This window comes from Sphaerisporangium sp. NPDC049002 (assembly GCF_040649355.1).
Classification (GTDB): Bacteria; Actinomycetota; Actinomycetes; order Streptosporangiales; family Streptosporangiaceae; genus Sphaerisporangium.
In genome coordinates this window covers 26,564-42,414 of sequence record NZ_JBEZFH010000037.1, presented here as the reverse complement: position 1 = coordinate 42,414, position 15,851 = coordinate 26,564, and the positions used below count along the sequence as shown (strand labels likewise).

Below are 15,851 nucleotides of genomic sequence, written 5' to 3'. Positions count from 1 at the left end.
CCAAGGACGGCGGCACCACCACCAAGGCCTGACGTTCTAGCCAGCTAGAGCGACAGCAGTCCTAGCAGGGCCCGGCATCCCATGCCGGGCCCTGTGCCTTTTGGACACGGATTGCCACACATTGAGTGATATACGTCACACCGCAGTGGACGGCATATTTCCACTCCGCGCGTGCGCGAGGCCCATTGGACCGTTTCCACCTGTGCCGGGCCGGACGGTGGCTCTCGTCGCGCAGTTCCCCAGACGGGCCGTACGGCCGACGCGCCATTGAGCCCTGCGACCCATTCCTCATGATCAGACCGATAGGTTCGTGCTGCCCCTTTTGGGGCGAGTGGGGCAGGAGTCACCTCCTGCGGCTGAACAAGGAGTCTCATTGAACACCCGAGTCAAGCGCCTCATGCTCCCTCTCGGGGGCGTCGCCATCGCCTCCGGCATGATCGCGGCATCCCTCACCACCGCTGTGACCGCCTCCGCGGCCGCGCCGGCCTCGGACGGCCTGTCCACCACCAAGGCCGACGCCGTGGACACCGTCAAGTTCTGGACGGCGAGCAACGGCAAGTCGCTCAAGGCCGCCACCAAGTTCACCTCTGACGCCGCCGTCCAGGGCAAGATCAAGCTGGGTGGCGGCGACGCCGCCCCCGACGGCAAGACCGGCGTCGTCCCGCCGATCGGCCAGGAGAAGATCACCCCCACCAAGGTGAAGAACGTCAACCTGCCGAAGACCATCGGCAAGGTGTTCTTCCGCCTCGACGGCAAGACGTACTGGTGCTCCGGCTCCTCGATCCAGGGCAAGTATCGCAACCTGGTCGCGACCGCCGGTCACTGCGTCTACGACACCGACGCCAACCGCGACACCCTGGACCGCTGGGTCTTCATTCCCGGTTACTACCAGGGCAAGGCCCCGTGGGGCATCTACGTCGGCAAGTCGGCGTACACGCACTTCGACTTCGCCAACTACGAGGACTTCGACAGCGACTACGCCTTCGTCACCGTCTACAACGGTGTCGAGGCCAGGACCTGGAAGGACGTCGGCCGCCTCGGCGACAACGTCGGCGGCCAGGGCTTCAGCTGGAACCAGAAGATCGGCCAGTCGGTCTACGCCTTCGGCTACCCCGCGGGCCTGCACCCCGACGGCGACGGACCGTACACCGGCCAGACGCCGAAGTACTGCTACGGCAAGACCTCCGCGGCCGGCCCCGTCTCCGGGTTCAAGGCCGAGGCCCAGATCGCCCTCAAGTGCTCCATGACCGCCGGCGCCTCGGGCGGCCCCTGGATCGCGCAGTACAGCAGCACCAAGCGGCTCGGCTACATCAACGGTGTGACGAGCCTGGTCGGCGACAGCGACGGCAACGGCCGCTTCGACTTCGCCACCTCGCCGTACTTCGACAGCGAGACCTACGCGATCTACTCCGCGGCCTCCAACCTCGCGTCCGGCAAGATCGGTAAGTGACACCCTGAGCTCGGCGTGACGAGGGCCCGGCTTCGGCCGGGCCCTCCGCACTTTCAATCTCACCTTGTGGTGAGGTTCCCCTATCGTTAAATCCCATTGAATGCCCATATGTCCGTTTATGGGGCGCGGATATATGGAGGGAGTAAAGAAATCGCATAGGCTCGAAGACATCCCCTTTGGGACGCATGGGACATAAGTGATGTTTCATGTCAGAACAAGAGGAGTTCCATGAATAACCGAGCAAAGCGCCTCATCCTCCCCCTCGGGGCCGCCGTCACCGCCACCGGAATGATCGGCGCGGCCCTCACCTCGTCCGCGGAGGCCACGGCCAAGCCTTCGCCGACGAACGTCTCCCTCGCCTCCAGCAAGTCGAAGGCGAACGACACCGCGAAGTTCTGGACCGCGAGCGGCGGAAAGCAGCTCAAGGCCGCGACTCGCTACTCCAACGACGACTCGGTCAAGGGCAAGGTCAAGTTCGGCGGGAGCGACGCCGCTCCCGACGGAAAGACCGGCTCCGTCCCGCCGATCGGACAGGAGAAGATCACCCCCACCAAGGTGAAGAACGTCAACCTGCCCAAGACCATCGGCAAGGTGTTCTTCCGCGTCCACGGCAAGCCGTACTGGTGTTCCGCGTCGTCGGTCCAGTCGAAGTACCACAACCTCGTGGCGACCGCCGGTCACTGCGTCTACGACACCGACGCCAACCGCGACACCCTCGACCACTGGGTCTTCATCCCCGGCTACTACCAGGGCAAGGCCCCGTGGGGCATCTACGTCGGCAAGTCGGCCTACACGCACTACGACTTCTCGGTCTACGAGGACTACGACAGCGACTACGCGTTCGTCACGGTCTACAACGGCATCAACGTGGGCACCTGGAAGGACGTCGGTCGCCTCGGTGACAACGTCGGCGGCCAGGGCTTCGCGTGGAACCAGAAGATCGGCGAGCCGGTCTACGTCTTCGGCTACCCCTCCGGCCCGCACCCCGACAGGGACAGGCCGTACACCGGTGTCACGCCGAAGTGGTGTTACGGCAAGACCAAGCCCGCCCCGGTCAGCGCCGCCTACAAGGCCGAGGCGCAGATCGCCGTCAAGTGCTCCATGACCGGCGGCTCCGCCGGCGCGCCGTGGATCACCAAGTACAGCAGCACGAAGCGGCTCGGCTACATCAACGGTGTCACCAGCCTAATTGGCGACTCCGACGGCAACGGCCGCTACGACTTCAGCACCTCGCCGTACTTCGACAGCGAGACCTACGCGGTCTACAGCAAGGCCGCCAACCTCTGGTCAGGCTCGATCCGCTGATGCGGTGAAGGGACAGCGGGGCCCGGCTTCGGCCGGGCCCCGCGCCGCGTTCCACGACCCTCAGGGGCCGGTACGCACGAGCCCGCCTACGCCGCCGGGGCGAGCTCCCTGGTGCGCTGGACCAGTGCCGCCACGATCGGCTCACCGCTGAGCGGCTCCAGCCTCTTGCGCAGGTCGGCGACGTAGGACCGCGTCCGTACGGACTGCAGGCCGGCCGCCAGGTCGAGCGCGGACGTGCCGACCTGGCAGGCCTCCTCGGCGTCCCCGAGCAGGGCGTGGGCCGAGGCGAGCAGGGACAGGTTGAACATCCTCCCGCGGACGAACCGCCCGTCCATGTCGAGCGACCGGCGCGCGTACCGTACGGCCTGAGCGCCGTCTCCGAGGTCCCTGAAGCAGTGGGCGTACTTGGCCGCCAGATACGCCTCGTCGAAGTAGCGGATCCACTCGGGCTCCTCGTCCGGGCGACGGCGGTCGAACGCCAGGTCGGCCTCGTGGAGCGCGAGGGCGCAGGCCGGGCCGTCCGAGAGCGCCGCGTGGGCGTGGGCCTCCAGCACGTACGCCTCCGCGAGCAGCGAGGGGACGTCCGCGCGGCGGGCGGACAGTTGCGCCGCCCTGGCCAGATCGAGGGCATGCCTTGGTTGTCCTATATATATGGCTTGGTGCGCCATGCCGGCGAGGATCTCGCCGCCGAAGCCGTGGTCGCCCGCGCCGCGAGCCAGGCTCAGCGCCTGGATGAGATGGCGCTGCGCCAGGCCGTGCTGCTCCAGGTCATAGGCCATCCAGCCGGCCAGGCGGGTCACCTCGGCCGCGGCCGAGGCCAGCGCCCTGCCCGTGGCCTCGCCGTAGACGCCGTCCTTGAGCAGTGGGGCGACCGCCGAGTCGAGATATTTCACGACCGCGGAGCGCACCCGGCCTCCACCGAAGCGATTGTCCAGTTCGCCGAACGAGCGGGTGACCTCGCGGATCGCGGCGATGTCGGGCGCGCCGACCTTGCGTACACCGCCGGCCTCGGGCTTGCCTTCCATGGGAAGGGTCAGCCAGCGCAGGGCTCCCGCCGAACCCGCTCCGACGGCGAAGGCGGAGTCGAGCAGGAACCTGCGCCTCTCCATGTCCGCCCTCCATAGTGCTGTCACGGTCTCGACACCCTCCTGCCACGAGTGAGTGAATTCCTGTCCGAGGTCGAGGGGCGTGGCTCCCCCCGCCATACCGAGGTCCTCCGAAGTGACCGGCCGGCCGAGTTTCAGTGCGAAGATCTCCGCGAGGAGCGTCGGCACCGGATCGCGCGGCTGCTGGCCGCCGATCCAGCGCAACACCGAGCTGTGGTCGTACCTCAGCCCCGTGAGGCCCCGCGCGGCCCCGAGGTCGTTGAGCCTGCGGGCCAGGCCCTTGTGGGAGTAGGCCGCCTCGGCGATGAGGTGACGAAGAAGGAGGTTGGGCTCACGTCGCATCGCTCGTTCCCCCAGGAGGCTTGCATGCTGGTCATGGGCACTCCGGTAGCCGCAAGCCCCCTGCGCACACATACGCCCTTCGTGCACACTCTTGCCCCGGCAGGTAACGGAGGGTTTTTGTTATAGCACGATGCGTGACATGGTGTGGGAATTCCCAAGACTTGACCCAAGGAGCGATACCTCATGACGAAGGCAAGCCTTTTCGACTGGGATGTCTACACAGGACACGAACCCGCCGGCTGGACGGCCTGCGGGGTCACGGCCACCGAGAAACTGGCCGTGGAGAGGGTGGGGACGACCTTCGCGGCCATGCCGTACGGCACGTGCGCGTGGGCGGAGATCACCCGCGTACGGCTGGACCCCGCCCATCTGGCGCCGCGCGAGCGGCTGGAGGGCGGGCGGCACGTGGCGGTACGGCTGTGGGACGGGGGCGTGGTCTGGTCGCTGCCCCGCCGGCGCGTACAGGCCCTGCGCCGCCCGATCCCGCGCAGGCGGCCGATCGCGCCGCCCTTCCCCGACGACTACGGCGGCTCGGGGAAGGCGTGAGACGGCAAGGGGCCCGCTGGAGGCGGGCCCCGGTGTGTGCTCGGCCGCTACCTGCGGGCCACCCCGTCGAGGCGGGCCTGGCTTGCGACGGCCTCGACGACCGCGGGGGCGACCCGCTCGTCGAACGGGCTCGGGATCACGTAGTTCTCCGACACGTCCGGCCCCACGACGGCGGCGAGGGCGTGGGCGGCGGCGACCTTCATGTTCTCGGTGATCGTCGAGGCCCGCACGTCCAGGGCTCCGCGGAACACCCCCGGGAACGCCAGCACGTTGTTGATCTGGTTGGGGAAGTCGGATCGGCCGGTGGCCACCACACGGGCGTGCCTGCGCGCGAGGTCGGGGTGGATCTCGGGCGTCGGGTTCGACAGGGCGAACACGATCGAGTCGGCCGCCATGGAGGCCACGGCGCCCTCCGACAGGGTCGAGCCGGACAGGCCGATGAAGACGTCGGCCCCGGCCAGCGCCTCCTCGGTGGAGCCGGTGAACCCGCCGCGGTTGGTGTCCCTGGCGAGCGCCTCCTTGAAGGGGTTCAGCCCGTCGCGGCCCTGGTAGATCATGCCCTTGGAGTCGGAGACGGCGATGTCGCCGATGCCCGCGTTCAGCAGGATCCTGGTGACCGCCACGCCGGAGGCCCCGGCGCCGGCGACCACGGCCCGCAGGTCGCCCAGGGACCGCCCGGTCAGGCGGGCGGCGTTCTGCAGGGCGGCGAGCACCACGATGGCGGTGCCGTGCTGGTCGTCGTGGAAGACCGGGATGCTGAGGAGCTCGCGCAGGCGGTCCTCGACCTCGAAGCAGCGGGGGGCGCTGATGTCCTCCAGGTTGATGCCCCCGAACGAGGGCGCGAGCCGTACGACGGTCTCGACCAGGGCGTCCACGTCGGTGCAGTCGAGGCAGACGGGCACGGCGTCGACGTCGCCGAACTGCTTGAACAGCAGCGCCTTGCCCTCCATCACGGGCATGGCGGCGGCGGGGCCGATGTCACCGAGGCCGAGCACGGCCGTGCCGTCGGAGACCACGGCGACGACATTGGAGACCCAGGTGTAGTCGTTGACGAGATCGGGCTGGTCGGCGATCGCGGTGCAGACCCTGGCGACGCCCGGCGTGTAGGCCAGGGACAGGTCTTCGGCGTTGCGGACCGGGACGGTGGACCGGACCTCGAGCTTGCCGCCGCGGTGCATCGCGAACACGGGATCAAGATCGAGGGATTCGAGAGAAGCGGAGAACGGCGTGACTGCCACAGCGACCCCTGTGTCTAAGGACGGATTCCTTCGGTAGACGCCGCAGGCGAACGCAGGCCCAGGCTTCTGTAGCCGCCCGGCGGCCGTCGTCGTTGACGGTCGTCTCTTGAGGGGGTACGGGGGTCACCCGTTGCTTGATTGTGCCACATGTCGAGACGCCTGCCGATGTCGGCTCTGCCACAGAACTGGCGGCCATTGCCGAGCGCCAGGCGCATCCAACCGGACATATCGCTACTTTTCCCCCCTGACCAGCTCTTACCCGTCGCGCTTGGTCTCGATACCCCCATCTCCACCCGAGGCGTTCCGGCGTCCGACCCGTACCGCCGCCCCCGGCCACCCCGGCCGGCGACATCGGCACCGCTCGGACGCCGCGCCCGCCCCGTACCCCTGGACCGCACCCGCACGCCGCCGCCGCCCTCCCTCCCGCTCCGTACCCTGGACCGCACGCGCACGCCGCCGCCGCCCACCCGCTCCGCCGGTCGTTCCGTGTAATACTCGATGTCCCGACTCGTCTCTTACAGCGGTGGAATTCCACAGTGGACCTGACCTCATACGCCGAGCTGGCGGTGCTGCTGGTCAACAGCGAGGACGCGCTGAGCTCACTGGAGGGCGCACGGCGCTTCCTCGTCGAGGCCGGCCGCGCGAGACAGGCCGGCCGCCTCGGCCGCGCCGACCTCGAAGCGCTGCGCGAGCTGCGCCGCGAGCTGGCCGCCGTCTTCGCCGCGGCCGCGCGTCACGACGAGCAGAACGCCGTCGACCGGCTCAACGCCCTGCTGACGCGGCATCCGGTCCATCCGCAGATCTCCCGCCACGACGGGCAGCGCTGGCACCTGCACCTCACCGAGGGCGGCCGCCTCTCCGACGAGTACGCCGCGGGCGCGATCATGGGGCTCACCGCGCTGGTCACCGAGCTCGGCGTCGACCGGCTCGGGTACTGCCAGGCGTCCCCGTGCCACCGCGCCTACCTCGACACCTCCTCCAACCGGTCCCGCCGCTACTGCTCGGAGCGCTGCGCCAGCCGGGCCAACGTGGCGGCCTACCGCGCCCGCCGGCGCGACCTCAGCGGCCACCGCGCCTGAACGGCCAGTAGCGGAACATCACGCGGCCGAGCACCATCGACGGAGGCACCGCGCCGAAGTCCCAGCTGTCCTTGCGCCCGGGCGCCCGCTGGTTCTCGCTCTCCAGCCACCACCCGTCCCGGTCGCGCCACGCCGCCCGCTTGACGATCATCTTGGCGGGGTCGCCGGGCAGCCGGGCGAGGACGAGATCGCGGGGCCGCACCGCGGCGCCGCGGCGGACGACGAGCCAGTCCCCCGGCCGGAGGACGGGCAGCATCGAATCGCCTTCGACGCGCACCCTGATGAACGACATCCCCTGCCATCTCTGTGAATCAAGGCGAGTAAGTTGGGCACTGGATAGTGCTGTCTGTTATCAGCATCAAGGAAGGAAACCGATGCTCGCACGACTGTTGCGGCCTGGCCATGTCGCCTCCGCGCACTGCGATCTCCCCTGTGGGGTGTACGACCCCGCCCAGGCTCGCATCGAGGCCGAGTCCGTGAAGGCGATCATGCAGAAGTACGCCGACAACGACGACCCGGTGTTCCGTGCGCGCGCGCTGTCGATCAAGGAGGAGCGCGCCGACCTGGTCAAGCACCACCTGTGGGTGCTGTGGACCGACTACTTCAAGCCCCCGCACCTGGAGCAGTACCCCCAGCTCCACCAGCTGTTCTGGGACGCGACGAAGCTGGCCGGAGCCGCGGGCGCCAAGGGCACCGTGGACGTGAGCAAGGCCGACGACCTTCTCGGGAAGATCGACGATATCTCGAAGATCTTCTGGGAGACCAAGGCCGCCTGAGACTCTTCGCCCCGTTCTGGCCTCGTGCGGTCTGCTTTCGCGCGAGGCCAGAGGCGTCTCACGAGGCCAGGAGCCTGGCAAACGCCCCCGGATGTCAACGAAAGGACAGCGGGACGTCAGGGAAACCGGCCGCATTTCTACAAGATCACGACTATCGGCGCGTCCCAGCCCTGCAACACGGGGCGAGGGGCGGTAAGTTGCTAATCAGCAGCTCTGTGCGAGGAGGAACGTGACCGACGAGACAGCGACGCGGGCCGGCGGCATCCCCGGTGGGCTCGCGGGGATCCGTGACGCGGTGAGCGTGCGACTGCCCGCTGCGAGTGCCTACCTGTCCGTGCTGCGCACGGCCACGGCGGGGCTGGCCGCGCGCCTCGACTTCACCCTGGACGAGATCGAGGATCTTCGTATCGCGGTCGACGAGGCGTGCGCCATGCTGCTGGGCCACGCCGTGCCCGGCACCGATCTGATCGCCGAGTTCGAGCTGACGGGCCAGGAGATGATCGTCCGGGTCGAGGTCGGCACGGTCGGCCAGGCCGAGCCCAAACGCGACGACTTCGCCTGGATGGTGCTCACAGCGCTGGCCGACGACGTGGACGCCGAGACCGACACACCCGACCGCATGGCAATCGTGCTGCACAAGCGCCGAGGCGCTGCGAGGCTGTCGTGACGGAGAGGACCCGGGCCGTGGCCGGCAGTGACAGCACCGTCCCCGACAGGGTTCGGGCCCGTGGGCTGTTCGGCGAGCTGGCGGAGTTGCCCGCCGACGACCCGCGTCGCCAGCGCATCCGCGACGAGCTGGTCGAGCTGCACCTGCCCCTGGTCGAATACCTGGCCCGGCGTTTCCGCAACCGGGGCGAGTGGCTCGACGACCTCACCCAGGTCGCCACGATCGGCCTGATCAAGTCGATCGACCGTTTCGACCTGGCCCGGGGCGTGGAGTTCTCCACCTACGCCACCCCGACCATCGTGGGCGAGATCAAGCGCCACTTCCGCGACAAGGGCTGGGCGGTCCGGGTGCCGCGCCGCCTGCAGGAGCTGAAGCTCTCGCTGACGAAGGCCATCAGCGAGCTGTCGCAGCGTCAGGGCCGGGCGCCCACCGTCGCCGAGCTGGCCGCCCACCTGCAGATGACCGAGGAAGAGGTGCTGGAGGGCCTTGAGTCGGCCAACGCCTACTCCACGGTGTCCCTCGACGCGCCCGACTCCGGTGACGACGACGCGCCGGCCGTGTCCGACTCGCTCGGCATCGTCGACGAGTCCCTGGAAGGCGTGGAGTACCGCGAGTCGCTGAAGCCGCTGCTCGAACGGCTTCCGCCTCGCGAGAAGCGCATCCTGCTGCTGCGCTTCTTCGGCAACATGACGCAGTCGCAGATCGCCACCGAGCTGGGCATCTCCCAGATGCACGTCTCGCGCCTGCTCGCCCGCACCCTGGCCCAGCTCCGCGAGGGCCTCACCGCCGAAGACTGACCGCCGAAGCCCGACCCTGCCCCGGCCGGCCACCGGTCGGGCTAGTCTCCGATCATGGCCCGCGTCGTCGCGGGCGCCAGCAGCGCGACCAGACCGGCCAGCGCCACCACGATCAGAAGCACGCCCGGCACGGTCTGCGCCGACTGCACCAGCGAGACGGCGACCGGCAGCGCGAAGATCTGCGTGACCACTCCAGGTGCCCGGCTCCACCGGGCCGCCCCGAGCACGCCCCATGCCACCCAGATCAGGGCGGCGCCGATGCCGATGCCGAACGCCGAGACGACGATGGAACTGCTCACGTCGGCCGGCTTGCCGATGACGGTCTCCACCGCGGCATAGCCGCCGAGCACGACGGCGGTGAGGCCCTCCAGGGCGAGGACGACGGCGGCCACGACAAGGGTCACCGGACGGTTCAACATATCGCGTCACCCTACTTGACCCCGGTGGCAGGTGCTCGACCGGTGGATACGCTGGGCGACATGCGTGCACTCCTCCTGATCAACCCCATGGCGACGTCGACGAACCGTCGTACGAGGGATGTCCTCATACGCGCTCTGGGCGCGGCCGTCGAGTTGTCGGTGGAGGAGACCGGGTACCGAGGTCACGCGACGGTGCTCGCGGGCACCGCACGCGAGAAGGGGTTCGACGTGATCGCCGTCCTCGGCGGCGACGGCACCATAAACGAGGCCGTCAACGGCATGCTCGACGGCGATCGGGCGCGGCCCGCGCTGATCGTGATCCCGGGCGGGAGCGCCAACGTCTTCGCCCGGTCGCTCGGGCTGCCGAACAGTCCCGTGGAGGCGATGGGCGCGGTGCTGGAGGCGATCCGGGAAGGACGGCGCCGCACCGTCAACCTCGGCCAGGCGATCTGGGAGGACGGCGCGCTCGGAGCCGCCTCGCCGGGCGAGGCCACCAAGCCGGCTCACGACACCCCAGAACCCTCCAACAGCCGATATTTCACCTTCTGTGCGGGGCTGGGGTACGACGCCGAGGTGATACGCGCCATGGAAGGCCTGCGAAGCGCCGGGTACAAGGCCTCGCCGAGCCGGTACGTCAACACCGCGTTGCGGCACTATTTCATGACAGACCGGCACCACCCGGCCATCCGGCTTGAACGGCCTCACCGCGGGCCTGTCGACGGCATCTTCATGACGATCATCTGCAACACCGCGCCGTGGACCTACATCGGCGACCAGCCGGTCAACCCCACGCCGTGGGCGGGTTTCGACACCGGGCTCGACATGCTCGGCCTGCGGCGCATGGGCATGGCCGCCATGGCGCGCCTGATCCGCCAGATCATCGGCGACCGGGTTGGCCTGCCGAGGGGTGGGCATCTAGTCCATGTGCACGACGAGGAGGAGTTCACCCTGTCGGCCCGGCGGCCCATGGCCTTCCAACTTGACGGCGATTATCTCGGCGAGCGCGAGCGCGTGACTTTCCGGTCCGTTCCAGGCGCGTTACAAATTCTGGTCTAAGGCATCACATGCCGTCATAGTGTGATGCATCCGACATCCATATCCGGCAAAACGTTCTCCCAAACCTCTTGCGTGACCTGGGCATGCCTGAAAAGCTCAACACGACGTCGGAACGTAGGACGTTTGAGGATCCCACCCTGTTCCTCGAAGGTCTGCGGCGCTCACGCGAGTTTTCCTGGACCCCCAACATATGGCCCAGGCAAAATCTCGCCATGGTTAGTGAAAGTGTTCACAAACATCCGTCACCGGACGGAGCCGCAGGCTCCACCTACGAAGGAGTGGAACGCATGGACTGGCGCCACCGCGCTGCCTGCCGTGACGTGGACCCCGAGCTGTTCTTCCCGATCGGCAACACCGGACCGGCTCTCATGCAGATCGAAGAGGCCAAGCAGGTCTGCCGCGCCTGCCCGGTCAGTGAGCCATGCCTGAAGTGGGCCATCGAGTCCGGCCAGGACGCCGGCGTGTGGGGCGGTCTGAGCGAGGACGAGCGTCGCGCACTCAAGCGCCGCACCGCCCGCGCCCGAGCCCGCGCGGGCGTCTGAGCCCGCACGTCGCACCGAACCCCTGAGTCCGGAGCGTCTCCGGACCGCACATGACTTCCGCACCGCCCCAGCGTCGCGGCGTACGGAACCGACACGCCCGGCATCGCCTCACGCGATGGCCGGGCGTCGCAGTGTCCAGGCGCACCGGCAGCGCACCGTCACCGCTCGACCGGCTGCACCGGGATGGTCATGGAGACCTCGGTCCCCCCGCCCTGACGCGGCTTGACGGCGAGGCGGCCGGACAGCTCCCCGACGACGAGCGTGCGGACGATCTGCAGGCCCAGGCTGGTCGACGCCTCCAGGTCGAAGCCCTCGGGAAGGCCCTCGCCGTCGTCGGCCACGATGAGGTCGAGCCTCTCCTCGGTGCGCGAGACGATCACCTTGATCGTGCCGCTGCCGTACGCGAACCCGTGCTGGACGGCGTTCTGGAGCAACTCGGTCAGCACCATGGCCACCGGAGTGGCGATCATCGCGGGGAGCATGCCGAAGCTCCCCACCCGGCGCGGCATCACGTTGGCCGCCGACACCTCACCGGTCATCGAGATCACGCGGTCGGCGATGTCGTCGAAGTCGACGATCTCCTCGGGTGTGTGGGACAGCGTCTCGTGCACGATCGCGATCGAGCCCACCCGGCGCACCGCCTCCTCCAGGGCCTCGCGCCCCTCGGGCACGCGCAGCCGCCGCGCCTGGAGCCGCAGCAGCGCGGCCACCGTCTGGAGGTTGTTCTTCACCCTGTGGTGGATCTCGCGTATGGTCGCGTCCTTGGTCAGCAGCTCGCGCTCGCGGCGGCGCAGCTCGGTCACGTCCCTGATGAGCACCAGCGCGCCGATGCGGCCGCCGCCCACGATGAGCGGGATCGCGCGGAGCTGCACCACGTTGGCGCCCGCCTCGACCTCGGTCTCCCGGGGAGAACGGCCGCTCGCCACGAGCATGAGGTCCTCGTTGATGGGCTCGTCGGAGTAGCACAGGGTGGCGGTCGTCTTGCCCAGCTCCGAGCCCACGAGGTCGGCGTTGAGCCCGAGCCTCCGGTAGGCCGACAGGGCGTTGGGCGAGGCGTAGGTCACCCGCCCGGCGCGGTCGAGCCTCAGCAGCCCGTCGCCGACCCTCGGGGAGCGGACCAGGATCGGCGCCGCCTCCGGGAAGGGGAAACGGCCCTCCGCGACCATCTGCGCCAGGTCGGACGCGCTCTGCAGGTAGGTGAGCTCCAGCCGGGACGGCGTGCGCGCCGAGGACAGGTTGGTCGAACGCTGGATGACCGCCACGAAGTGGTCGTCGCGCCGCACCGGGATGGTCTCCTCCCGCACGGGCACGCCACTGGACCAGTCGGGGTCGCCCTCGCGGCAGATGCGGTGCTCGTTCCACGCCGTGTCGATCAGCGGACGCTCCCCCGCCGCCACGATCGAGCCGACGACGTCGTCGTGGTAGACCGTGGGACCCGTCGTCGGGCGCATCTGCGCCACGGCCACCCACCCGGACTCGTCCCGCAGGGGGATCCACAGGATCAGGTCGGCGAAGGACAGGTCGGCGAGGAGCTGCCAGTCGGTGACCAGCGAATGCATCCACTCAAGGTCGGCCGGGTCGAGAGTGGTGTGGCGCGCCACCAGGTCGCTGAGAGTCGGCACCTGAGCATCATGCGTGCTAACCCCGGCCCAAAGCGAATCGACAGCGTCGGCCCTGGGAAGATTCTCCTGATGGAGCACATAGAAGTGCCCGCTTACCCCGTCGAACGTCCGGCGAGCGTGGCCGCCGGCACGACCGAGACCGTGGACGGCCCCGGCACGCGCCGGGTCGCGAGCACGGCCGGCACGGGAGAGGCCACGTGAACGACGCCGACCTTAGCGAGACCATGAACGCAGATCCCCTGGCGCGGCTGCGCACCGCCGCCGCCACCCGTGAGGCGGCCGGGCTCAAGCGCGCCCTGCGCCCCCGCACCCCCGACCACGACGGCCTCATCGACCTGGCCTCCAACGACTACCTCGGGCTCTCCCGCGACGAGCGGCTGATCGCGGCGGCGGTGGAGGCCACCGGACGGTGGGGCACCGGCTCGACCGGCTCACGGCTCGTCACGGGCACGACCACCCTCCACGCGGAGCTGGAGGAACGGCTGGCCTCCTTCGCCCACGCCAGGCGTGCTCTGGTCTTCTCCTCCGGATACCTGGCGAACCTCGCGGCGGTCGCGACGCTGGGAGCGGGCGGGCTGGTGGTGAGCGACGAGGGCAACCACGCCTCGATCATCGACGCCTGCCGCCTCTCACGCGCCAGGGTGGTCGTCACGCCCCACAAGGACGTCGAGGCGGTCGAGAAGGCGCTGGCGAACCGCACGGAGGAGCACGCCCTGGTCGTCACCGACGCGGTCTTCTCCGTCGACGGCGACCTCGCGCCCATCGCCGGCCTCTACGCCGCGGCCGTACGGCACGGGGCCCTGCTCGTCGTGGACGAGGCGCACTCACTGGGCGTGGTCGGCTCGGGCGGGCGAGGCGCCGTGGCCGACGCCGGGCTCGCCGACGCCCCGGCCGTTGTGAGAACCGTCACATTGTCCAAGTCGCTCGGATCGCAGGGCGGAGCCGTGCTAGGCGCGTCCGAGGTGGTGGACGCCCTGATCGACACGGGTAGGTCGTTCATCTTCGACACCGGCCTCACACCCCCTGCCGCCGCCGCCGCACTCGCGGCCCTTGATATCGTGAGCGACCATCCTGACCTGCCAAGACAGGCTCGGCACCGTGCGTCGGCGCTGGCCCGCGCGGCCGGGGACCGTGGCCTTCTCACCACGGACCCGGCGGCGGCCGTCGTGCCGGTCGTGCTCGGCCCTCCGCATGTCGCGCTCTCCGCCGCCGCGGTGTTCGCGGAGCACGGAGTGCGCGCCGGGTGCTTCCGCCCGCCATCGGTGCCATCGGGCCGGTCTTGTCTGAGATTGACCGCACGGGCCAATCTGAGTTCGGATGATCTCGCGGTGATCGGACGCGCGCTCACCGCCGTGGCCGAGATGAAGGTGAACGTGTGACGGAAGACTCTCCCCGGATTCCCAAGTACTACGACGTCAAACGGAACTTGCTGGAACTCACCAAGTCTCTGCCCGCCGGCGCGGCGCTGCCGCCCGAGCGTGCCCTCGCCGTGCGCTTCGAGACCTCGCGTACGACCGTCAGGCAGGCGCTCACCGAGCTGGTCATCGAGGGGCGGCTCCTGCGCATCCAGGGCAAGGGCACCTTCGTCGCCCAGCCCAAGGTGGCCCAGGTGCTGCAGCTCACGTCGTACACCGGGGATCTGCGCACGGTCGGCCTGGAGCCCGACACCAAGATCCTCGACATCAACTACATCACGGCCGACGAGACCCTGGCCCGCCGCCTGTGCATCAACCCGGGCGGCCGCGTCCTGCGCATCCACCGGCTGCGCCTGGCCAACGGCGAGCCGATGTCGATCGACACCACCCACCTGTCCGCCCGGCGCTTCTCGCGGCTGCGGCGGGAGCTGGAGGTGCACGCCTCCCTGTACGAGACCCTGCACAACGCCTACAACGTCCAGCTGACGGACGCCGAGGAAATAATAGAGACCGTGCTGGCGACCCCGTACGACGCCCAGGTTCTCGGCGTGGACGTCGGCCTGCCGATGCTGCTGCTGACCCGGCACGCCTTCGACGCGGAGGGCAACCCGGTGGAGTGGGCCCAGTCGCTCTACCGAGGCGACCGGTACAAGTTCGTCACCCGCCTCCGCAGGCCGCCGGAGTCCGGCGGGCCGAACGCGCCGGGACAGCCGTAGGGCCTGCCCGCCGGCCCGTCCCGGGGCCTCTAGGGTGGTGCCGGTGAGCATTCTGGTGGTCACCGGCACCGACACCGGTGTGGGCAAGACCGTGGTCACCGCCGCCGTCACCGCGCTGGCCCTGCGGCGGGAGGTGCCGGTCGCGGTGGTGAAGCCCGCGCAGACGGGCGTCGCGGCCGGCGAGCCGGGAGACCTCGACGAGGTCATCCGGCTGTCCGGGGTGACCACGACGTTCGAGTTCGGGCGGTTCCCCGACCCGCTGTCCCCGGCCGCGGCGGCCCGCGCGTCCGGCCTTCCTCCCGTGTCCCTGGCCGACGTGGCCGAGCGCACCGCCGAGCTGGCCGAGACGCACCGCCTGGTGGTCGTCGAGGGCGCCGGAGGGCTGCTGGTGCGCTTCGACGAGGAGGGCGCCACCATCGCCGACCTGGCCCGCGCGCTGCGCGCCCCCGTCCTTGTGGTGGCGAGGGCCGGGCTCGGCACGCTGAACCACACGGCGCTGACGCTGGAGGCGCTCGCCGGCCGAGGGCTCGACCTGGCGGGGCTGGTGATCGGGTCCTGGCCGCGCGAGCCCGGCGTCGCCGACCGGAGCAACGTGGCCGACCTGGAGACCCTCGCGGCCCGGCCCCTGGCGGGAGTGCTCCCCGAGGGCGCCGGCGCGCTCGGCCGTACGGCCTTCGCCCGCGTGGCCCATGACGGACTGGGGCCCCTGCTAGGCGGCGGGTTCGACACTTCTCGGTTCCGGGCAACCCTTAGTCTGTGACGCAACCGACAAGGG

The 15,851-nt window shown here is 69.6% G+C and carries 18 protein-coding genes; 13 read left to right on the top strand and 5 right to left on the bottom strand.

What is annotated here, in order from left to right; translation table 11 throughout:
* Positions 1–373: 373 nt before the first annotated feature.
* A complete protein-coding gene (locus tag AB0B89_RS10940) occupies positions 374–1,450 on the top strand; it encodes a trypsin-like peptidase domain-containing protein (protein WP_358550962.1) in 1,077 nt (358 codons plus the stop codon).
* Between the two features lie 228 nt (positions 1,451–1,678).
* Positions 1,679–2,755: a hypothetical protein gene (locus tag AB0B89_RS10935; RefSeq protein WP_358550960.1), complete on the top strand. Its 1,077-nt coding sequence runs from the start codon at positions 1,679–1,681 to the stop codon at positions 2,753–2,755.
* Positions 2,756–2,841: 86 nt separating this feature from the next.
* On the opposite strand, the gene AB0B89_RS10930 is transcribed toward AB0B89_RS10935, so the two are convergent.
* Complete coding sequence (locus AB0B89_RS10930) at positions 2,842–4,203, bottom strand: hypothetical protein (RefSeq protein ID WP_358550958.1); 1,362 nt, start codon at positions 4,201–4,203, stop codon at positions 2,842–2,844.
* Between the two features lie 183 nt (positions 4,204–4,386).
* Between AB0B89_RS10930 and AB0B89_RS10925 the strand changes: the two genes are divergently transcribed.
* Positions 4,387–4,749, top strand: a complete 363-nt coding sequence (locus AB0B89_RS10925) for a hypothetical protein (RefSeq protein WP_358550956.1) — start codon at positions 4,387–4,389, stop codon at positions 4,747–4,749.
* A gap of 47 nt (positions 4,750–4,796) precedes the next feature.
* On the opposite strand, the gene AB0B89_RS10920 is transcribed toward AB0B89_RS10925, so the two are convergent.
* Positions 4,797–5,927: an NADP-dependent malic enzyme gene (locus AB0B89_RS10920; protein WP_358550968.1), complete on the bottom strand. Its 1,131-nt coding sequence runs from the start codon at positions 5,925–5,927 to the stop codon at positions 4,797–4,799.
* Positions 5,928–6,523: 596 nt separating this feature from the next.
* Here AB0B89_RS10920 and AB0B89_RS10915 point away from each other — a divergent pair.
* A complete protein-coding gene (locus AB0B89_RS10915; protein WP_358550954.1) occupies positions 6,524–7,066 on the top strand; it encodes a CGNR zinc finger domain-containing protein in 543 nt (180 codons plus the stop codon).
* Here AB0B89_RS10915 and AB0B89_RS10910 read toward each other — a convergent pair.
* The gene (locus tag AB0B89_RS10910) at positions 7,047–7,358 is read right to left on the bottom strand and encodes a S24 family peptidase (RefSeq protein WP_358550952.1); all 312 of its coding nucleotides are present in this window, start codon (positions 7,356–7,358) and stop codon (positions 7,047–7,049) included. The two genes, AB0B89_RS10915 and AB0B89_RS10910, sit on opposite strands and share 20 nt — an antisense overlap.
* Before the next feature lie 82 nt (positions 7,359–7,440).
* Here AB0B89_RS10910 and sodN point away from each other — a divergent pair, with 82 nt between their 5' ends.
* The 3 genes from sodN (at position 7,441) to AB0B89_RS10895 (ending at position 9,306) form a co-directional block, all read left to right on the top strand.
* Positions 7,441–7,842, top strand: coding sequence for a superoxide dismutase, Ni (gene sodN, locus AB0B89_RS10905; RefSeq protein ID WP_358550951.1), 402 nt, complete (start codon positions 7,441–7,443; stop codon positions 7,840–7,842).
* A 229-nt stretch (positions 7,843–8,071) separates the two neighbouring features.
* Positions 8,072–8,509 (top strand): anti-sigma factor, encoded by a 438-nt coding sequence (locus tag AB0B89_RS10900; protein ID WP_358550949.1) that lies wholly within the window; start codon positions 8,072–8,074, stop codon positions 8,507–8,509.
* The gene (locus tag AB0B89_RS10895; RefSeq protein WP_344952723.1) at positions 8,506–9,306 is read left to right on the top strand and encodes an RNA polymerase sigma factor SigF; all 801 of its coding nucleotides are present in this window, start codon (positions 8,506–8,508) and stop codon (positions 9,304–9,306) included. The genes AB0B89_RS10900 and AB0B89_RS10895 overlap by 4 nt, the downstream gene beginning before the upstream one ends.
* Before the next feature lie 41 nt (positions 9,307–9,347).
* Here the strand turns inward: AB0B89_RS10895 and AB0B89_RS10890 are convergent, their stop codons facing one another.
* Positions 9,348–9,725 carry a hypothetical protein gene (locus tag AB0B89_RS10890; RefSeq protein ID WP_358550947.1) on the bottom strand — a complete coding sequence of 126 codons (378 nt, stop codon included), beginning with the start codon at positions 9,723–9,725 and terminating at the stop codon, positions 9,348–9,350.
* Between the two features lie 60 nt (positions 9,726–9,785).
* Here AB0B89_RS10890 and AB0B89_RS10885 point away from each other — a divergent pair, with 60 nt between their 5' ends.
* Together AB0B89_RS10885 and AB0B89_RS10880 are read left to right on the top strand one after the other, a co-directional pair.
* Positions 9,786–10,781: a diacylglycerol kinase family protein gene (locus tag AB0B89_RS10885; RefSeq protein WP_358550945.1), complete on the top strand. Its 996-nt coding sequence runs from the start codon at positions 9,786–9,788 to the stop codon at positions 10,779–10,781.
* A gap of 287 nt (positions 10,782–11,068) precedes the next feature.
* Entirely contained in the window at positions 11,069–11,323 is a 255-nt protein-coding gene (locus tag AB0B89_RS10880; RefSeq protein WP_358550943.1) for a WhiB family transcriptional regulator, read from the top strand.
* Between the two features lie 158 nt (positions 11,324–11,481).
* Here AB0B89_RS10880 and AB0B89_RS10875 read toward each other — a convergent pair whose 3' ends face one another.
* Positions 11,482–12,945, bottom strand: coding sequence for a histidine kinase N-terminal domain-containing protein (locus AB0B89_RS10875; protein WP_358550941.1), 1,464 nt, complete (start codon positions 12,943–12,945; stop codon positions 11,482–11,484).
* Positions 12,946–13,014: 69 nt separating this feature from the next.
* Here AB0B89_RS10875 and AB0B89_RS10870 point away from each other — a divergent pair, with 69 nt between their 5' ends.
* The 4 genes from AB0B89_RS10870 to bioD are packed head-to-tail and all read left to right on the top strand — an operon-like array spanning position 13,015 to position 15,836.
* On the top strand, positions 13,015–13,146 hold the full coding sequence (locus tag AB0B89_RS10870) for a hypothetical protein (protein ID WP_358550939.1): 132 nt from the start codon (positions 13,015–13,017) through the stop codon (positions 13,144–13,146).
* Positions 13,143–14,324 carry an 8-amino-7-oxononanoate synthase gene (locus AB0B89_RS10865; RefSeq protein WP_358550937.1) on the top strand — a complete coding sequence of 394 codons (1,182 nt, stop codon included), beginning with the start codon at positions 13,143–13,145 and terminating at the stop codon, positions 14,322–14,324. Before AB0B89_RS10870 ends, AB0B89_RS10865 begins: the two co-directional genes overlap by 4 nt.
* Entirely contained in the window at positions 14,321–15,076 is a 756-nt protein-coding gene (locus AB0B89_RS10860; protein WP_358550935.1) for a GntR family transcriptional regulator, read from the top strand. The genes AB0B89_RS10865 and AB0B89_RS10860 overlap by 4 nt, the downstream gene beginning before the upstream one ends.
* A gap of 43 nt (positions 15,077–15,119) precedes the next feature.
* Positions 15,120–15,836: a dethiobiotin synthase gene (gene bioD, locus AB0B89_RS10855; protein WP_358550933.1), complete on the top strand. Its 717-nt coding sequence runs from the start codon at positions 15,120–15,122 to the stop codon at positions 15,834–15,836.
* The last annotated feature ends 15 nt before the right edge of the window (positions 15,837–15,851 follow it).